The sequence below is a fragment of the Neisseria sp. Ec49-e6-T10 genome (assembly GCF_051132615.1).
Lineage (GTDB): Bacteria > Pseudomonadota > Gammaproteobacteria > Burkholderiales > Neisseriaceae.
In genome coordinates this window covers 718,481-736,518 of sequence record NZ_CP152375.1, presented here as the reverse complement: position 1 = coordinate 736,518, position 18,038 = coordinate 718,481, and the positions used below count along the sequence as shown (strand labels likewise).

Here is an 18,038-nt window from a genome sequence, read left to right as displayed (position 1 = left end):
TTAATCGTTAAGCTTGTTGATCAGCAACCCATTGATGCACACTGGCTAAAGCTTGAGCTAATTGAGCAGGTTCTGTACCACCTGCTTGAGCCAAATCAGGGCGTCCACCACCTTTACCGCCAACTTGTTCGGCAACAAATTTGACTAAGTCACCCGCTTTAATGGTGCTGCTTAGTGTTTTAGACACCGCAGCACATAAAGAGACCTTATTGTCTTGTACCGATGCAAGCAATACCACAATATTGTCTGCTTTATCTTTTAAGGCTTCTGCGACTTCTCGTAAAGTTGCAGCATTGGCATCTTTTAGTTCGGTACAAATCAATTGCGCTGTGCCAATTGTTTGTGCATCATTTAGTAGGGCAGAACCTGCATGTTTGGCCAGTTCTGCTTTGGCTTTTTGCAGGTCTTTTTCTAAAGCTTTATGGCTGTTTTGCAGCGCGTTGATTTTAGGGAGAATATCGGCATTGGTTTGGGCATTGAGGGTGCTTACGGTTGTACGTAATAGTGCTTCGTTTTCTTGCAATAGTGCCAATACTCCTAGACCAGTTACGGCCTCAATACGGCGAACACCAGCAGCAACGCCTATTTCACTGATAATCTTAAATGAACCAATATCGCCTGTACGGTTTACATGGGTACCACCACAAAGTTCTGTAGAAAAATCCCCCATTTTCAGTACGCGCACTTCATCACCATATTTTTCACCAAACAAGGCCATGGCACCACTTTTAATGGCATCATCGTAAGACATAAGGTTTGCGGCAACAGGTACATTGGCCAATATGGCTAAATTAACCTGTTTTTCTACTTGTTTGATTTGATCTTCCGTCATGGCTTGCGGGTGAGCAAAGTCAAAACGGGTACGCTCTGGAGTAACCAGTGAGCCTTTTTGTTCAACATGTGTTCCTAAAATATCGCGTAAGGCTTTATGCATTAAGTGTGTGGCACTGTGGTTACGCATACTGGCAGCACGCAGTTCGGTATTGATTTGTGCTGTAACAGTGTCGCCAACTTTAAGTGAGCCATTAATGAGTTGACCATGCTGGGCAAAAACGGCTGCTTTGATTTTTTGGGTGTCTTGTACGCTAAATTTGGCATTAGCGGTATAAATTTCACCAATATCGCCAACCTGACCACCACTTTCTGCATAAAATGGGGTATGGTCTAGGACGACACTGCCTTCATCTTCTGCATTTAATTGTGTCACCGCTTCACCATTTTTATACAAGGCAATGATTTTAGCCGATACGGTGTTTTCGGTATAACCTTCAAAATGAGTGTCTTCGCCTGTGTATTCAAGTACTGCACTGGTTTTAAAACTGGATGCAGCACGGGCTCTTTGGCGTTGAGCTTCCATTTCTTTTTCAAAACCGGCTTCATCCATTTCGATTTGGCGTTCTCGACAAATATCTGCGGTTAAATCAAATGGGAAACCGTAGGTATCGTATAGTTTGAAAATCACTTCTCCACTTAATACTTTTTGTCCTTCTTGTAGGGCTTTTTCTAGTAGCTCCATTCCTGTTTCTAAGGTTTGGGCAAAACGGGTTTCTTCTTGCTCTAGCGCCTCAATAATGGTGTTTTTACGTGTCACCAGTTCTGGAAATGCTTCGCCCATTTCAGTAATTAAATCTGGCACCAGTTTGTGGAAAAATGCTTGTTTTTGACCTAATTTATAGCCATGGCGAATGGCTCGACGAATAATGCGGCGCAACACATAACCACGGCCGTCATTTGCAGGTAAAACACCATCGGCGATCAAAAATGAACAAGCGCGGATATGATCAGCAATGACTTTAAGTGATGGTTCATTTAAGCTAAATGGTATATTGGTTTCGCGTGCCGCAGCTTTGATGAGGTTTTGAAATAAGTCTATTTCGTAGTTGCTGTGTACATGTTGTAAAACGGCAGAAATACGCTCTAATCCCATACCTGTATCAACAGAAGGTTTGGGTAGTTTATGCATGACACCTTGTTCGTCGCGGTTAAATTGCATAAATACGCAGTTCCAGATTTCGACAAAGCGATCGCCATCTTCTTCTGGGCTACCGGGAGGGCCTCCCCAGATTTCTTCACCATGATCATAAAAAATTTCAGAACAAGGGCCACAAGGGCCAGTATCTCCCATTGTCCAAAAGTTATCTGAGGCGTATTTGGCACCTTTATTGTCGCCAATACGAATAATACGATCAACAGGTAAACCAATTACTTTATGCCAAATATCAAAGGCTTCATCATCATCTGCGTAAACAGTGGCGAGTAATTTTTCTTTAGGTAAATTAAGCCATTGTGGACTGGTTAAAAATGTCCATGCAAAGGTTAATGCTTCTTTTTTAAAATAATCGCCAAAAGAAAAATTGCCCAACATTTCAAAAAAGGTATGGTGGCGGGCAGTGTAACCAACGTTTTCTAAATCGTTGTGTTTACCACCAGCACGTACGCATTTTTGGCTGGTTGTCGCTCTTTTGTATGGGCGTTCGTCAAAGCCTAGAAACACGTCTTTAAATTGATTCATCCCAGCATTGGTAAAGAGTAATGTTGGGTCATTAAAAGGAACCAAAGAGCTTGAAGCAACAATTTGATGTCCTTGTTGTTCAAAAAATTTTAAAAAATTTGTGCGAATTTGTGCAGTTTTCATTGATTAACTATTTTCTAAAATACTGAATAATGGTGAAATTATACTGTGTTCACGATAAGATAGGGTAGTGTATTGTCAGAATTATCTGCTTTTGTGTGTTGCTTATGCTATTTATAATTTAAATCAGGTAAATTTACGACAGTCTAATAATTTGTGGCAATAAATATCAGCTTGTGTCTATTGTTCTGGTAGATGAGTATCAATTCCTAATTTTTTTGCAATATATGATGTAAGAAAGTCAGGATCAAAGTTGGGGTCTAGTAGGCTTTCTTGCTTTGCCCATTGTTGATACCAGTACCATGCCTGCTGTTTGTCAGGTTGTGCCAACCCTCGACCTTGCTCGTAATAAAAAGCAAGCATGTACAAGACTTGGGGATCATTGTTTTGAGCTTGCTGTTTTAAAGTTTGTAAGGCTGAAGTATACCATTCTTGGCTAAGTTGCTTATCTTTAGGTAAGCCCCCTTTGCCTTTTTCATAAAGTAAAGCAAGCATTTCTTTTGCATAAAAAGAGCCTTTGTTCGCTGTTTTTTCCAACCAATATAAACCTTGCTCTGTATCTTTTTTAAGGTAACATAAACCAAGATAGATGTCTTTTTCAAAACCCTCATCTACCTCTTGTTGAGAATAGGATGTATGTTCTAAACAGGTTTGCAGTTCATTACCATAAACAGGAGACAGATAAGTAAATAGTCCTATTATGAATAAATAAGGTATCAGTATTTTATTCTGTTTAATCTGCATCTGATTCATCTATTGGGTAGATTTTAATACGTTCAATACGTTGGCCTTCTTTTTCGATGACTTCAAAACGCCAGTTCTGGTAGTCAATCCACTCACCCACATCTGGAATGCGTTCGAGCTCCTCTATAATCAGGCCTGCAACTGTATGGTAGTCAACTTCTTCTACATTATGTTTTAAGCCAAGCTCTTGTTCCAAAATAGACATTTCAAAGCTGCCTTCAACTGTAAAGCTTTGGTCTTCGTTTTCTTGTATGCTCGGTTCTGATTCTATTTCGTATGCTTCTGGGAAATCGCCTGCAATACTTTCTAAAAGGTCTTTAATGGTCAGCATACCCAAAATACTGCCAAATTCATCTACAACAAAAGCAATATCTGCTGCTTTTTCTCTAAATGATTCCATTGCATCTAATGTAGATGCCATTTCTGGCAAAATAAGCGGCTGACGCAAGATGGCAGAAACATCCAGCTCTTCTGTTTTGAGCATTTGGCTCAGTAAGTCGCGTTTATTGATGTAACCTAAGGGTTCATCAATGCCTGCTTTACCCACAACAATGAGACGAGTAAAGGGAGTGCTGAGTAATTGTTGTTTTTGTTGCTCTTTACTTTGTGAAATATCTAGGCGTTCAATATCACGCCTTGGGGTCATGACTCCCATTACGGGACGCTCTGCCAATGTCAGCACGCTTCGGATCATACTTTTTTCGGTATCATCAAAGTGATCGTCTTCAAGGTCGGTATTTTGGTGGTTTTTTTCTTTAGCCAATACAGCCTCTCTAACCCCCATAATACCCAATACGGCATCGGCTGTTCTGTTCCGCCAGCCACGGGTAATAGCTGCATTTTCTTTGCTGTTTTTAAGTGAAATTTGATTGAATACTTCCACCAAAATTGAAAAGCCAATAGCAGCATATAAGTAACCTTTGGGGATTTCAAAGTGAAAAGCTTCTGCCAACAAGCTAAAGCCAATCATCAATAAAAAGCCCAAACACAGCATCACCACAGTAGGGTGCTTACCCACAAAAGAAGTCAGTGGTTTACTGGCCCAAATCATCATGCCCATTGCCACAATAACGGCAAACATGGCAATTTCAATATGTTTGACCATGGCAACGGCAGTGATTACTGAGTCTAAAGAGAATACAGCATCTAATACGATAATTTGTAACACAACTGCTAAAAGGGATGAGTAAACTTTATTGGGGCTGCTTTGTGGAATTAACGCACGACCTTCTAGCCGTTCATGTAGTTCTGTGGTGGCTTTATAAATCAGAAAAAGCCCACCAAAAAACATGATCAGGTCTTTGCCCGAAAATGATAAACCGAATTGTTCTATTGTAAAAAGAGGGGCTGTTAAGGTCAGGATTAATGACATGGCTCCTAACATACATACTCGGATCACTATTGCTAAAGACAGACCAACTAAACGCGCTTTGTCTCTATCTGCGGGTTTTACTTTGTCTGCTAATATTGCAACAAAAACTAAATTGTCTATTCCTAAAACAACTTCTAAAATAATTAAGGTGGCAAAGCCAATCCACGTTTGTGCATCACCTAACCAAGAAAAATCCATAATTGTGTTTGTTTATCCTAATAAATAAAAGCGTATTATAGCGTACCATAAGAGTGTAAACCGCTTAAAAACATATTAACACCGATAAATGCGAAAGCGGTAATTAATAGTCCGATGACAGCCCACCAAGCCAGAACTTTGCCTCTCCAACCTGATACAAGGCGTAAGTGTAGCCAAATTGCGTAGTTTAGCCAAACAATGAATGCCCACGTTTCTTTTGGGTCCCAGCTCCAATAACGTCCCCAAGCTTCTGCTGCCCAAAGTGCGCCCAAAATGGTTGCAATGGTGAAAAAGAGGAAGCCTAAAGATATGGCTTTATACATGACTTCTTCTAATACTTCTGCTTTAGGTAAAAAGCGTTCACCTATATGACTGAGTACCAGTAATTGGGCAACACCTAACATAGCTGCTATGGCAAAAGCGCCATAACCAATAAAATTGGCGGGTACATGAATTTTCATCCACCATGATTGTAAGGCAGGTACTAAGGGTTGAATTTCTTGTGCTTGACGGACAATGGCATACCACAATAAAAAACAAACTGTGATGGATAAAAGGGTAAAAACGAATACTCCCATACGTTGGGCATGAAATTTTATTTCATAATATAAATACATAATAATGGTAAATACTATAAATAAAACAAATACTTCGTATAGATTTGATACGGGGATATGCCCTACATCGGGGCTAATGAGGTAGCTCTCGTGCCAGCGTACGAGTAAGCCAATTGTGCCCATTAAGGCTGCGGTCCAAGCGAGTAGACTGCCTAAGTTGAGTGCTGTATTGGATGTTTTTTCAACATTTTTTTTGGGTAAAATTGTACCGATTAAGTAACATAATGTGGCTAAAAAGGTCAGGGCACACATCCACATAATGGCCGCTTGGCTGGAGACAAAATATTTAAGTAAAAAAGTGGCTTGTTCACCACTGCCAAGGTTTAAGTCTCCTTGATAAGAATAGATGCCCAAGTATGCAAAGGAGGTCGATAAAATCAGGAATAAGCGTAAGGGCTTAAAAAACCAACCTAAGAGAATAATACCTACAACGGTGCTCCATAAAATGGCAACCTCATAGGTGTCCATATGGTGAGCGAGGTATTTTTGAGAAAACCCTGCACCAAGAATAGATAAAATAGCAAAAAGCCAATCAAACCAGCCAAGTTTTTTATAAAAAGGGGTTGGTTTTTGGTAGAGCGTTTGGGTATTCATGCAGTTACTCTTCTGAAGGGTGTTGTTCTAAATGGTATGTGTGTATTGTAAATTCTTTATCTAATTCGGTGTTATGTCTTGCACTACTCATGGCAAAAATAGTTTGGGTTGGTCCAAACAGTAACCATGCTCTTTTATCACGAATATAAAACATGAAAAAGATACCTAATACTAGCAATAAAGAGCCAAAATAAACAATGTTTTTTCCTGGGGAACGCGTCATTTGTAATCCAGAAGATTGTACTTGCTCAAAGTCTTCCAGTTGTAAAAATAAGGGAGAGCCATATTCATGTAAATCAGTCATTGCCAGTAAGCTGTTTAACAAAAACTGATCACGTTGTTGATCTTGTGTCCAAACAGGAATATTGGCTTCTTTTTGTGCTTCTTCAAATAGTTGTGCAGTTGCACCATGTAAGATTTGTAAAAAAACCTGAGCCATTTGTTGGCGTTTATCTTCTGGAACATTGGTACGAATAAATTGATCAACTGCTACATAGCCTCCTTGGGCAAATAGTTCCATTGTCTTTTGGACGCTGTCTTCAAAACCTTCTGTGGCTCGTGAGCCTGTTGCCAAAGCGATTTTATGGGCAATTTTTTGGCGTAACTGTGGGTTTTGAAAGGCAGCATTTAACAGCATAAAGCCATTGATACTGACTTCGTTGTCAGCAGGAATGCGTAAAAATTGAAAACTCTCGCCCACTTCTTTACGTACACCTGACATAAAGAATAGTGTGTCGTTTTGGTTAATTGGGGTCATGTAATTAACATATTCAATTGCTTGGCCTGTATTATCTCTTAATTTAAAGCCAATGCTAGGACCAATATTATTTAAATTCTTATTAATTTTTACATCTCGTATCTCATGTAAACTTTGATTGGGTGTTTGTAAATTATTTTGGCTATTGTCTTCAATGTTGAAAACTTTTAGCTCATTAAATTCAAGCGTATATTGGGCTTGGTTGCCTAAATTTAATGGAAAGTCGTTCATGGAAACTGCATCCAGCTGTACTGGAGGTAAAGCAGGTTTAACCAGATTCCATGCTTTAAATCTTAATTTAGAGCCACCATCGCCGAATGAAGATTGATATAAGGTGACGCCATTAATGGTAATGGGGTGGTTTACTCTTAATTGGGACTGTGTTATTTGGCCAGTTTGTTTATCAGTGACGGTAATATCACTGACAAAATTTTTAGGCATCCCTGTGTCGTAGTATTCAACAAGAAATTTATCCAGTTTGACTGTAAAGGGGAGCTCTTGCACCAAAAAACCGCTTGGGGTGCTTAAAAAGACGGCATTTGCTTGATTACCTTCTCGAATACTGACGTTTCCTCTATAAGAAAGTGTTTGACTACTTAAACGGCTTTTTTCTGGAAACTCGTTTTGATAAACAGCATTTTTTTCAGGTACGATTTGACCTGTTAATATTTGGGTTTTGAGTAATAGATCGCTGTCAATTAAACCGCCAAGACAAATAATAATCAATGCGGCATGGGCAAAAATATAACCCAATTTGCTGGCACTGCCTTTTTTAGCCGCAATAATGGTTTGTCCATCATCTTTTACTTCTGTTCGGGTAGAAAAGCCCTGAGCGATTAAGTAGCTATTGGCTATATTAGGGTCTATTTTATGTTGGTATATATGATGGTGTTTCATGGCTTTCAAAGAACGGCTTGTTGCTTTAAGCCGAAAACTTTTAAAGTCTTTAATAAAACTAGGGGTGTTACGAATCAGACATAGACTGGTTGAGAGCACCAGAAAAATCATAATCAATACAAACCAGCTGGCAGAGTAAACATCATATAAGCCAAGAAACTGAAAAATCTCAAACCAGAAAGGGCCGAATTTAAAAGCATAATTGGAGAGCGCTTCATTTTGGTTCAGTACAGTACCAATAATGGAGGCGATTGCTAAAATAGTCAGTAATGACACTGCAAAACGCATTGAGCTTAAAAATTCAAACCAAGGCTTACGAATAAGAGGAGTAGATTTTTTCATGTGCTTTATGATGAAGAAGGGAAGTACTTCACTTCCCTTTTTTTATGGAATTATATTTTAGAGGCTTAAATAAAAAGGGTTATCTTAAGCCTTGAATATAGTTGGCAACTGCTTTAATTTCTTCATCAGTTAAACGTGAGGCAATAGGATCCATCATTGGGTGAACACGTTCACCTGCGCGGAATGCTTCTAACTGAGTCACCACATAGTCAGCATGTTGCGAACTGATTCTTGGGAAAATATCTGGCATACCCGCACCACTTGGGCCATGGCATGAGGCGCATGAAGGTAATTTAATATCAGCTTTGCCACCACGGTAAATTTTTAAACCCAATTGTAAATTGCCTTTAGGGTCTGCTTCGCCTTGTTTAATGTGTTGACGGGAGAAATAAGCTGAAGCATCCCACAGATCTTGTTCAGATAAATTTTCAACCATTGGCACCATTGCAGCAGAAGCACCTGTTGTACGTTGACCATTTTTAATAGCAAGTGCTTGTGTATAAGCGTAGACAGCATGTTGCCCAGCTAAGCTTGGGTAAATAGTGAGAACACTGTTTCCATCGGCTGCATGGCAAGCAACACAGACATTTTCAGCCAATGTTTTTCCATTATTTAAGTCGGTTGTTTTGGGTGGTGCAGCAAAAGCTGCCATGCTGGCTAGAGCCAATGCTAAAGTAGCTAGAGAAAAACGTTTCATACGAGCGCCCTGTAGAAATTTATATATGTTTACTAACTGTTATTTTATAAACATGATATTCTAACCATATTTGAAGGTTAATTCTAGTTTTATGTCACTATTTCAGAACGCACAATTTTTTATTACTGTAAATCATTTAAAGGATCTGCCTGATACAAAAGGAGAAATTGCTTTTGTTGGACGTTCTAATGCAGGTAAATCCAGTACGATTAACACCTTAACAAATCATACTCGTTTGGCGTATGTTTCTAAAACGCCTGGTAGAACACAGCATATTAATTTTTTTGAGTTAAATAATGGCTATTTTATGGCTGATTTACCTGGTTATGGTTATGCTGCCGTCCCCGAAAAAATTCGAGCTCATTGGGTAGAATTGCTAGGTCAATACTTGCAAAAGCGCAACAGTTTGATTGGGTTGGTGTTGATTATGGATATTCGGCATCCACTGCGTGATTTAGATAAAAAAATGTTGGATTTTTTTGCTGATAGAGCAAGACCCGTTCATATTTTGTTGTCTAAAGCAGATAAATTATCAAAAAATGATCAAATTAGGACATTAGCGCAGGTTAAAAAGGCTTTAATTCCTTGGCAGGAAAAATTGCCTGTATCGGTACAACTTTTTTCCAGTTTGAAGAAACAAGGTAAAGAAGAGGTCGAAACGATTGTTGCTTCTTGGTTTGACAGTTTAGACCATACTGAAGAAGAGTCAGTAGAACCGCAATAACAAAAGCCTTATATTTTTGATATAAGGCTTTTGAAAGAAGTTTATTTTTCGTCTTGTTGTAATAAGGTTCGGTAGATTAGGCCACCTAAAATACCACCAACAATAGGCACTAAAATAAAGACCCATAATTGTTCTAATGCCCAAGAGCCTTGAAATATTGCCACTGCAATACTACGAGCAGGATTTACTGAGGTATTGGTCACTGGAATACTGATTAAATGAATGAGTGTTAAAGTTAAACCAATGGCTAATGGTGCAAAACCAGCAGGTGCACGTTTATCTGTTACGCCATGAATAATCAATAAGAAAAATGCAGTCAGTACAAGTTCTGCAGTGATGGCGGCTGCCAATGAGTAACCATCTGGAGAGTGGGCGCCATAACCATTTGAAGCAAAGCCAGCAGAAGCATCAAAACCTGCCTTGCCACTTGCAATAATGTACAGTATTCCTGCTGCACAGATACCCCCAATAATTTGGGCAACAATATAAGGCAATGCTTCTTTTGATGAGAATCTGCCACCTGCTACTAAGCCTAATGTGACTGCAGGGTTAAAATGTCCACCTGAAATATGACCAACAGCATAAGCCATTGTTAATACCGTTAAACCAAATGCCAAGGCAACACCAGCAAATCCAATACCTAATTCAGGATAAGCTGCAGCCAATACAGCACTGCCACAACCACCGAATACCAGCCAGAAAGTGCCGAAAAATTCAGCAAATAATTTTTTACTTAAGCATGTCATGATAACTTCAACCTTATAATAATTAATTCATATTGAATATGATGTTTGTTATGGTAACTCTATTTATTTATGATTGGTTAAAATATACATAAAAATTTTTAATTTGTTTGATATTTTTTATTTATATTTTTTGTTTTGTTTGAAATTAATTTTTTAAAATTTGTTTGTGTAACTAGAAATAATACCTCTTTATTTAGATGAAATTATGCGACTAAACCGATAAAAATAACTAAAATATTCAATATCAGTGAAATGATTGAAAGAACCAGACCAAGAATGGCAAAAACCTTCTTTCTATCCGATTGTGTGCAACCAATAATGCCTAAAATCAAAGCCAAAATATTGAGCATCATAATGATGAAAAAAGCCCCACCAATAATAATTGATTCTACTGTATCCTCTTCCAGAACATCTGGATTCTTAATGGCAATGACACTTGCTACCACAATTAAAATAAAAAATAAGGCAATAGATGCGAAGCTGATAATAAAGGATGTGATGCCTAAGCCAGAATGTTTTTGTGGAGTTTGCATTGATCTGTTTAACTAAAAATAAAAGGGTATTATAAGATATATGTATGAGAAGATATTGGTGCACTATTAAATAATTTTAATATGAGTTAAGTTCTCAGATATCTTGAGTTTTTACTTTATACATCTCCCATGGCACTCATATCATCTTGGAGTAGGTGCCGTCATTTTTAGGTGTATAGTGCCTCATGTTGTGCTGGTTCATTTTTTCGTCGTGATTGTCTTTGGTTTGTCAGTTGATGCAATCTTCACATTTCATTTTCGTTGGCCTTTCTTAGCCTTTCTCCACTCCCAAGGTGAAATAGGATTTGGGTCAGCCCATAGTCCACGTTTATCTTTTCGTGCAATTCTTTCTGCTTCAATGTAAAACTTATTAGCATTATTGAGTTTATGTGACGGATTAGTCCATGCATAGCCACGGTAAATCATCTCCCAGTTTGCATTTGTGGGAGGTTTTTCCATACACCCTATTTCTTGTATCATGGTTCCATCTTCCAGTTTGGATGGTGGAGGACAATCTACATAAACTTGATATTTTATTTCAGATAAAGTTCTTCCATCTGAATCATATCCAAATACTTCTAGGTTTAGAGGTGCATGTGAGAGAATTTTAGATAGTATTTGTGCAGATTCTTTACCAAAATTTTGATTCAGGTCAGGAGCATCAATTCCCCAAAGCCTAACTTTGATTTGTTTATTCTCTGATGAAAGGCAGAAGATGTTATTCCCATCCTGAATTTTTGGATGCCTACAGGAAATGGTTTCAGCAAAAGATATTGAAGCGAGAAATAGGGTAGATAGTATGAGTAGTATTTTTTTCATGAGCCAATAATACTTAATTTGAAGATAATAATACTTGATTTGAATCATTGATCGAATCTGGTTCTGAAATATAATGTGCTGATTAGGCGAAACAATAAAAGGCTCTCAGAAATGTGAGCCTTTTTATTTTAGTGGTAAGCTAGGTAGCAAATTACCAATATTTTAATATAAATATTTGATTTGTAATAATGGTATTGCTTGTTTTGGCCTCGCCGGCGGGAATCGAACCCACATTTTACGCTTAGGAGGCATACGTTCTATCCGTTGAACTACGGCGAGTGTTTTTAACTAGCTTAGGCGAGCAACAGAAGCTTGCGCCAATTGTATCATGCTGGCTGTGGTATTGTTTTGTTTCAGTGGCGCTAGAGCTTCAATGGCCTGATTGCAGGCTTTAGTTGCTTGTTCTTTTGCATAAAGCAACGCACCGCTATTTTGTACAATTTTTAGCACTTGATCAAAATGTTCTCTGTTTGTTTCTTCTAAGGCTTTTTTGATGATTTGAGCATCTTCAGGTTTGCCTTGTTCCATTACATAAATAAGTGGTAGTGTTGGTTTGCCTTCAGCTAAATCATCGCCAACATTTTTACCTGTTTGCTCAGTATCACCTGAGTAATCAAGTACATCATCAATGATTTGAAATGCTGTGCCTAAATACATGCCATAGTCTTTGAGTGCATTTTCTTCTTTATCAGTGGCACCAGCCAAAATGGCGCCTACTTGAGCCGCAGCTTCAAATAGTTTAGCTGTTTTGTATTGAATTACTTGAAAATACTCTTTTTCTGTAATGCTGGTATTGCCAATATTGAGTAACTGCATGACTTCACCTTCTGCAATAATATTGGTGGCTTTCGCCATGACTTCCAGTATTCGCATATTATTAGAAGCCACCATTAACTCAAATGCTCTGGTGTAGAGGAAGTCGCCAACCAGTACCGCGGCTGCATTACCAAATAGGTGATTTGCTGTTTGTCTGCCTCGTCTTAAATCACTTTCATCAACAACATCATCATGTAATAAGGTTGAGGTATGAATAAATTCCACCATAGCGGCTAAAGCGTATAAATCATCTTTTTCATAACCTAATGTTTGCCCAGATAAAATGGTGAGAATAGGACGCAAACGTTTTCCACCTGCACAGATGATATAATTACCTACTTGAGAAATAAGAGGTACATCTGATTGTAGGGCTTGATTAATGACAGTGTTGACCTTGTCTAAACCAAGATCTATTTGTTGTAATAAAGAAGCAGGGGCATTTTGTAACATTTTTATTTCTTAAACTTGAATGTGTACGGTGAATAATTAAGCTTTTTAGTATAACAGATTTGATTCGGATAATACCAATATCAACTAAAATTTGATGTTATTTTTATCGCACATTATTGTTTGCTTTTTTATTGATTCATTCATTGTGAGATATCGTGATATTTTATTGTTTTGTAAAAATAATCCCAGTAAAGTCATTGACGATGTTCCAAAAATTAGGTATAGTTTCAGGTCCTTTACATTTTGTAAAGAGCAATTTTATTACGGAGTTGAGTCTATTATGTATGCGGTCATAAAAACTGGCGGTAAACAATATAAAGTTACCGTTGGCCAAAAATTAAAAGTAGAACAGATACCTGCAGAACTCGACAGCCAAATCGTACTTGAAGAAGTTTTGATGGTTGCTGACGGTGATGATGTAGTAATTGGTTCTCCATTAATCAGTGGGGCTACAGTAAAAGCAACTGTAGTTGCTCATGGGCGTGGTGAGAAAGTACGTATTTTCAAAATGCGTCGTCGTAAACACTATCAAAAACATCAAGGCCATCGTCAGAATTATACTGAAATTCGTGTTGATGCGATTGTTAAGTAAGGAGTAATGTAAATGGCAACCAAAAAAGCAGGCGGTAGCTCTAGAAACGGTCGCGATTCAGAAGCGAAACGCTTAGGTGTGAAGGCTTACGGAAATGAATTGATTCCAGCAGGTTCAATTATTGTGCGTCAACGTGGTACACGTTTTCATGCAGGTGAAAATGTTGGTATGGGTAAAGATCATACATTGTTTGCAAAAGTGGATGGTTATGTTGAATTTACTGTTAAAGGTGCATTAAACCGTAAAACAGTGAATGTGAAACCATATACTGGTGTAGACGAGTAATAATCAGCGTGATTAATGAGCCCTGTCGTTAAGATGGGGCTTTTTTATTTATATTTTATTGAATGAAGTCCTTTGCTTTAGGGCTGGTATAGAGAATCGTAATTTGTTAGAGTGAGAGATAAAACTGAAGAAAAAACAGACATACTCTCCTTTATTTATTGAAAGAGCACATGAAATTTATTGATGAAGCCAAAATTGAGGTTGTTGCAGGTAAGGGTGGAAATGGTGCCTCCAGCTTTCGTCGTGAAAAATTTGTCCCAAGAGGTGGCCCTGATGGTGGTGATGGTGGAAAAGGAGGAAGCGTTTTTGCGGTTGCCGATGAAAATATCAATACATTAATTGAATACCGTTTTGTTAAGTGTTATCAGGCTAAACATGGGGAAAAAGGTCATGGTGCAGATAAGTACGGTAAAGGTGCTGATGATATAGAATTACGTATGCCAATAGGTACTTTAATTACAGATTTGGATACAGAAGAAATTATTGCAGATTTAACTTACCATGGACAAAAAGTATGTTTGGCAAAAGGCGGAAAAGGTGGTTTAGGTAATATCCACTTTAAGTCGTCAACCAATAGAGCGCCTCGTCAGTGTACACCAGGCGAAGCAGGTGAGGAGAGAAGATTAAAACTGGAATTAAAAGTTTTAGCGGATGTTGGTTTGCTTGGTATGCCTAATGCAGGTAAGTCTACTTTAATTCGAGCTGTTTCTGCCGCAAGACCAAAAGTTGCTGATTATCCCTTTACAACGTTACATCCTAATTTGGGTGTGGTGCGTATTGATGAGAATCGTAGTTTTGTGATGGCGGATATCCCGGGGTTAATTGAAGGTGCTGCAGATGGCGCTGGGTTGGGACATCGATTTTTAAAGCATTTATCTCGGACAGGATTGTTATTACACGTTGTTGATATCGCTCCTTTTGATGAAACTGTAGACCCTGTTGCAGAGGCTTTTGCTATTGTAGAAGAGTTGAAAAAATATGATGAAGCTCTGTATGAAAAGCCTAGATGGTTGGTTCTGAATAAAGTGGATATGTTGCCTGACGAACAAAAAGAAGAAAAAATAAGACAATTTTTAGAAGCTTTTAATTGGCATGACTCTAAGCCCAATGATGAATTTGAGTTTGATATAGTGACACCACGTGTTTTTCAGATCAGCGCTTTAGGTAGAGAAGGAACGGAAGAATTGGTTTATGCGATTGATCGTTACCTCGAAGTCAAAAAACAGCAACTTGTTGAAGAGCAAGAACAACTGGACAAGAATGATGTTGTTGTAATGAATGAGACAAATTTAGATATTTTTCAATCAGAGTGATAGTCAAGATTGAATAAATATGTAAATATTCGAGTTTTTGTATTTTTGAGGAAATAGAATGTCAAGCAGAAAGAAGAAGTCCAATACGATTATGATCGTATGTGCTATTGTTGGTGTTTTTGTTGGTGTTTTTGTATCTCGTATGCCTGGCTTGGGTAATAGCCCTATTTTTAGCGGTTTAATGGCTTTGGTGTTATTGGCTGTATTTGGTTGGGCTGTTTGGGTGATTTTTTCTTCATTCTTGAAAACCAAAAAAGCGCCAAAAGAGTTAGAAAAATTAGCTAAAGAATTTTCTGTCTCAACAGACAAAGCGGTTGTTTATGTTTTTAGAGATCAATTTATTGCTATGCTTAAAGCGCTCCCTATTATGATCAATCAGCAGGAGTTAGCTTGGATTAAGGGTAAAACGTTTGCTCGTTTTGAGCTTCCAGAAGGAGAATATACAGTTTCTGGTCATAAAATGTGTAAAGAGCCTTTGGTGATTCAGGTTAAAGCAGGGCAGGTTGTTTTCCTTGAACAAGAAATTGTTACGGGGGCACTGAAAGGTAGTTATACCTATAATTTGTTAACAGATGAGCAAGATGCTAAAAATAGAATTAAATGGTGTAAGTTAGTAGTGTCTTCTGACTTTAAATAAAGTAAGTGTATCGTTAAAAAAGCTGCGCTTTTTATTGGTGCAGTTTTTTTATGTGAAAGTAAAAGTATATATGATAATAAAAAAATGCTGCTTCTATAGGAAGCAGCATTTTCAACTCATAGAAGAAACCTATTATTTTTGAGCAGATTGATTGACTCTTTCACGTAAATCCTTGCCAGGTTTAAAATGAGGAGTGTACTTTTCAGGTACATTCACAGATTCACCTGTTTTAGGATTACGACCAACACGTGCTGGGCGATGATTTAGATCAAAGCTACCAAAGCCACGAATTTCTATCCGTTGACCTTTTGCTAATGCACGGGTCATGGTATCTACCAAAACTTTTATGCCTTGTTCTACGTCTTTTGCAACAACTTGTGTTTCACTGTTGTTTGTAAACGCGTCTGTCAAACGGTTAATTAATTCAGATTTGGTCATAAAATAGATCCTTCTTCTTACTCTTCATCACCAGAAAGTTTTGCTTTAAGTAAATCACCTAAACTTGTTGTACCAGAGCTAACATTTGCATTGCTGGTCACTTGTTTTACTGCAGCATTTTCTTCTTTAGCATCTTTTGCTTTTACAGATAAGCTAATGCCACGGTTTTTGCGATCAACAGAAAGAATAACAGCTTCTACTGAGTCACCTTCTTTAAGTACATTACGAGCATCTTCCACTTTATCACGTGAAATTTCAGAAGCACGTAAATAACCTTCAACATCGGTATCTAATGTAATTGTTGCACCTTTAGCATCAACTGCTTTAACTGTACCTGTTACTAAAGCACCTTTATCATTTACACTGATATAGTTGTTGAAAGGATCGCCTTCAAGTTGTTTGATGCCTAAAGAAATACGTTCTTTTTCAACATCAATAGCCAATACAACGGTATCTACTTCATCACCTTTTTTGTATTTGCGTACAGCTTCTTCACCACTTTCTGTCCAAGATAGGTCAGATAAATGTACTAAACCGTCAATGCCACCAGGTAAACCTACAAATACGCCAAAGTCTGTAATAGATTTAATGGCACCAGAAATTTTGTCACCTTTTTTATGGCTTGATTCAAATTCTAACCATGGGTTTGGTTGACATTGTTTCATACCTAAGCTGATACGACGACGATCTTCGTCAATTTCTAAGATCATCACTTCAACTTCATCACCTAGTTGTACCACTTTGCTTGGGTGAACGTTTTTATTGGTCCAATCCATCTCAGAAACGTGTACTAAACCTTCGATTCCTTGTTCAATTTCAACAAATGCACCATAGTCGGTTAAGTTGCTTACTTTTCCAAATAAACGTGTACCTTGTGGGTAACGACGAGCTAGGCCACTCCATGGGTCTTCACCAAGTTGCTTCATGCCTAAAGACACACGGCTTTTATCTTGATCAAATTTCAATACTTTGGCTTCAACTTCTTGGCCTACTTCAAGTACTTCGCTAGGGTGTTTTACACGGCGCCATGCTAAGTCAGTAATGTGTAACAGACCATCAATACCACCTAAGTCAACGAATGCACCGTAGTCAGTAATGTTTTTCACAATACCTTTAACAACAGTACCTTCTTTTAGATTTTCTAGTAAAGATTTACGTTCTTCACCTAAAGTTGCTTCTAGCACTGCACGACGAGAAACAACGATATTGTTACGTTTTTTGTCTAGTTTAATGACTTTAAACTCAACTTGTTTACCTTCGTAAGGAGAGGTATCTTTAATTGGACGTACATCAACTAATGAACCAGGTAGGAAAGCACGGATACCATTAACCATAACAGTTAAGCCGCCTTTAACTTTTCCATTGATTACACCAGATAGAATTTCGCCACTTTCTAAAGCTTCTTCTAAAGCAATCCAAGAAGCTGCACGTTTTGCTTTTTCTCTTGATAATTTGGTTTCACCGAACCCATTTTCTAAGGCATCGATCACCACTGTTACAAAGTCACCCACTTTAACTTCAAGTTCACCAGCATCATTTTTGAATTCACTGGTTTTGATTAAAGATTCAGACTTTAAGCCAGCATTTACAGTCACGAAATTATTGTCGATAGCCACTACTTCTGCAGTAATCACCTCACCAAGTTTCATTTCTTGTAAAGCCAAGCTTTCTTCAAACAGTTGTGCAAAATTTTCCATAGATTAAACATCTCAATTACACTGCCAAGGTGTGCGGGGTTAGGTTGTAAAAAATTTGTCTTCCTTGGCAAGACAAATTAAATAGTTTCTTCGGTTTTTAATAAACACGAAAGATTGATCAAAAAGTATTTTTAATAC

At 37.9% G+C, this 18,038-nt stretch carries 17 protein-coding genes and 1 tRNA gene; 5 read left to right on the top strand and 13 right to left on the bottom strand.

The genetic code is table 11. From position 1 onward, the window contains the following. Positions 1–7: 7 nt before the first annotated feature. From alaS to AADH04_RS03690, 6 genes are all read right to left on the bottom strand, one after another. Positions 8–2,635 (bottom strand): alanine--tRNA ligase, encoded by a 2,628-nt coding sequence (alaS, locus tag AADH04_RS03715; RefSeq protein ID WP_434778904.1) that lies wholly within the window; start codon positions 2,633–2,635, stop codon positions 8–10. Positions 2,636–2,812: 177 nt separating this feature from the next. After that, entirely contained in the window at positions 2,813–3,376 is a 564-nt protein-coding gene (locus AADH04_RS03710; protein ID WP_434778903.1) for a tetratricopeptide repeat protein, read from the bottom strand. Next, the gene (locus tag AADH04_RS03705; protein ID WP_434778902.1) at positions 3,366–4,946 is read right to left on the bottom strand and encodes a TerC family protein; all 1,581 of its coding nucleotides are present in this window, start codon (positions 4,944–4,946) and stop codon (positions 3,366–3,368) included. Before AADH04_RS03705 ends, AADH04_RS03710 begins: the two co-directional genes overlap by 11 nt. Positions 4,947–4,981: 35 nt before the next feature. Further along, on the bottom strand, positions 4,982–6,157 hold the full coding sequence (gene ccsB, locus AADH04_RS03700) for a c-type cytochrome biogenesis protein CcsB (RefSeq protein ID WP_434778901.1): 1,176 nt from the start codon (positions 6,155–6,157) through the stop codon (positions 4,982–4,984). Positions 6,158–6,161: 4 nt separating this feature from the next. After that, entirely contained in the window at positions 6,162–8,153 is a 1,992-nt protein-coding gene (locus tag AADH04_RS03695; protein WP_434778900.1) for a cytochrome c biogenesis protein ResB, read from the bottom strand. A 79-nt stretch (positions 8,154–8,232) separates the two neighbouring features. Then, the gene (locus AADH04_RS03690; protein WP_434778899.1) at positions 8,233–8,850 is read right to left on the bottom strand and encodes a c-type cytochrome; all 618 of its coding nucleotides are present in this window, start codon (positions 8,848–8,850) and stop codon (positions 8,233–8,235) included. Between the two features lie 91 nt (positions 8,851–8,941). Between AADH04_RS03690 and yihA the strand changes: the two genes are divergently transcribed. Further along, a complete protein-coding gene (gene yihA, locus AADH04_RS03685; RefSeq protein WP_434778898.1) occupies positions 8,942–9,574 on the top strand; it encodes a ribosome biogenesis GTP-binding protein YihA/YsxC in 633 nt (210 codons plus the stop codon). A 41-nt stretch (positions 9,575–9,615) separates the two neighbouring features. Here yihA and aqpZ read toward each other — a convergent pair whose 3' ends face one another. From aqpZ to AADH04_RS03660, 5 genes are all read right to left on the bottom strand, one after another. Then, a complete protein-coding gene (gene aqpZ, locus AADH04_RS03680; protein ID WP_434778897.1) occupies positions 9,616–10,320 on the bottom strand; it encodes an aquaporin Z in 705 nt (234 codons plus the stop codon). A 203-nt stretch (positions 10,321–10,523) separates the two neighbouring features. Beyond that, the gene (locus AADH04_RS03675; protein WP_434778896.1) at positions 10,524–10,853 is read right to left on the bottom strand and encodes a hypothetical protein; all 330 of its coding nucleotides are present in this window, start codon (positions 10,851–10,853) and stop codon (positions 10,524–10,526) included. Positions 10,854–11,105: 252 nt separating this feature from the next. Continuing rightward, a complete protein-coding gene (locus AADH04_RS03670; protein WP_434778895.1) occupies positions 11,106–11,720 on the bottom strand; it encodes a thermonuclease family protein in 615 nt (204 codons plus the stop codon). Between the two features lie 156 nt (positions 11,721–11,876). After that, positions 11,877–11,951: transfer RNA gene (locus tag AADH04_RS03665), tRNA-Arg, on the bottom strand. Positions 11,952–11,960: 9 nt separating this feature from the next. Further along, positions 11,961–12,938: a polyprenyl synthetase family protein gene (locus tag AADH04_RS03660; protein WP_434778894.1), complete on the bottom strand. Its 978-nt coding sequence runs from the start codon at positions 12,936–12,938 to the stop codon at positions 11,961–11,963. A gap of 280 nt (positions 12,939–13,218) precedes the next feature. Between AADH04_RS03660 and rplU the strand changes: the two genes are divergently transcribed. The 4 genes from rplU to AADH04_RS03640 all read left to right on the top strand — a co-directional run bounded on the left by rplU (position 13,219) and on the right by AADH04_RS03640 (position 15,765). Further along, entirely contained in the window at positions 13,219–13,530 is a 312-nt protein-coding gene (gene rplU / locus AADH04_RS03655; protein ID WP_434778893.1) for a 50S ribosomal protein L21, read from the top strand. A gap of 12 nt (positions 13,531–13,542) precedes the next feature. Further along, positions 13,543–13,815, top strand: a complete 273-nt coding sequence (rpmA, locus tag AADH04_RS03650) for a 50S ribosomal protein L27 (RefSeq protein WP_434778892.1) — start codon at positions 13,543–13,545, stop codon at positions 13,813–13,815. A gap of 170 nt (positions 13,816–13,985) precedes the next feature. Continuing rightward, a complete protein-coding gene (gene obgE / locus AADH04_RS03645) occupies positions 13,986–15,128 on the top strand; it encodes a GTPase ObgE (RefSeq protein ID WP_434778891.1) in 1,143 nt (380 codons plus the stop codon). A gap of 58 nt (positions 15,129–15,186) precedes the next feature. Then, positions 15,187–15,765 carry a DUF2846 domain-containing protein gene (locus AADH04_RS03640; protein ID WP_434778890.1) on the top strand — a complete coding sequence of 193 codons (579 nt, stop codon included), beginning with the start codon at positions 15,187–15,189 and terminating at the stop codon, positions 15,763–15,765. Positions 15,766–15,897: 132 nt separating this feature from the next. Here AADH04_RS03640 and AADH04_RS03635 read toward each other — a convergent pair whose 3' ends face one another. Both AADH04_RS03635 and rpsA read right to left on the bottom strand, forming a co-directional pair. Continuing rightward, positions 15,898–16,203, bottom strand: a complete 306-nt coding sequence (locus AADH04_RS03635; protein ID WP_434778889.1) for an integration host factor subunit beta — start codon at positions 16,201–16,203, stop codon at positions 15,898–15,900. A 17-nt stretch (positions 16,204–16,220) separates the two neighbouring features. Beyond that, the gene (gene rpsA, locus AADH04_RS03630) at positions 16,221–17,900 is read right to left on the bottom strand and encodes a 30S ribosomal protein S1 (RefSeq protein ID WP_434778888.1); all 1,680 of its coding nucleotides are present in this window, start codon (positions 17,898–17,900) and stop codon (positions 16,221–16,223) included. Positions 17,901–18,038: the final 138 nt, after the last annotated feature.

Bases quoted from the DNA above. Each gene is read 5' to 3' on its own strand.
- alaS (WP_434778904.1), bottom strand. From the start codon at position 2,635: ATGAAAACTGCACAAATTCGCACAAATTTTTTAAAATTTTTTGAACAA.
- AADH04_RS03710 (WP_434778903.1), bottom strand. From the start codon at position 3,376: ATGCAGATTAAACAGAATAAAATACTGATACCTTATTTATTCATAATA.
- AADH04_RS03705 (WP_434778902.1), bottom strand. From the start codon at position 4,946: ATGGATTTTTCTTGGTTAGGTGATGCACAAACGTGGATTGGCTTTGCC.
- ccsB (WP_434778901.1), bottom strand. From the start codon at position 6,157: ATGAATACCCAAACGCTCTACCAAAAACCAACCCCTTTTTATAAAAAA.
- AADH04_RS03695 (WP_434778900.1), bottom strand. From the start codon at position 8,153: ATGAAAAAATCTACTCCTCTTATTCGTAAGCCTTGGTTTGAATTTTTA.
- AADH04_RS03690 (WP_434778899.1), bottom strand. From the start codon at position 8,850: ATGAAACGTTTTTCTCTAGCTACTTTAGCATTGGCTCTAGCCAGCATG.
- yihA (WP_434778898.1), top strand. From the start codon at position 8,942: ATGTCACTATTTCAGAACGCACAATTTTTTATTACTGTAAATCATTTA.
- aqpZ (WP_434778897.1), bottom strand. From the start codon at position 10,320: ATGACATGCTTAAGTAAAAAATTATTTGCTGAATTTTTCGGCACTTTC.
- AADH04_RS03675 (WP_434778896.1), bottom strand. From the start codon at position 10,853: ATGCAAACTCCACAAAAACATTCTGGCTTAGGCATCACATCCTTTATT.
- AADH04_RS03670 (WP_434778895.1), bottom strand. From the start codon at position 11,720: ATGATTCAAATCAAGTATTATTATCTTCAAATTAAGTATTATTGGCTC.
- AADH04_RS03660 (WP_434778894.1), bottom strand. From the start codon at position 12,938: ATGTTACAAAATGCCCCTGCTTCTTTATTACAACAAATAGATCTTGGT.
- rplU (WP_434778893.1), top strand. From the start codon at position 13,219: ATGTATGCGGTCATAAAAACTGGCGGTAAACAATATAAAGTTACCGTT.
- rpmA (WP_434778892.1), top strand. From the start codon at position 13,543: ATGGCAACCAAAAAAGCAGGCGGTAGCTCTAGAAACGGTCGCGATTCA.
- obgE (WP_434778891.1), top strand. From the start codon at position 13,986: ATGAAATTTATTGATGAAGCCAAAATTGAGGTTGTTGCAGGTAAGGGT.
- AADH04_RS03640 (WP_434778890.1), top strand. From the start codon at position 15,187: ATGTCAAGCAGAAAGAAGAAGTCCAATACGATTATGATCGTATGTGCT.
- AADH04_RS03635 (WP_434778889.1), bottom strand. From the start codon at position 16,203: ATGACCAAATCTGAATTAATTAACCGTTTGACAGACGCGTTTACAAAC.
- rpsA (WP_434778888.1), bottom strand. From the start codon at position 17,900: ATGGAAAATTTTGCACAACTGTTTGAAGAAAGCTTGGCTTTACAAGAA.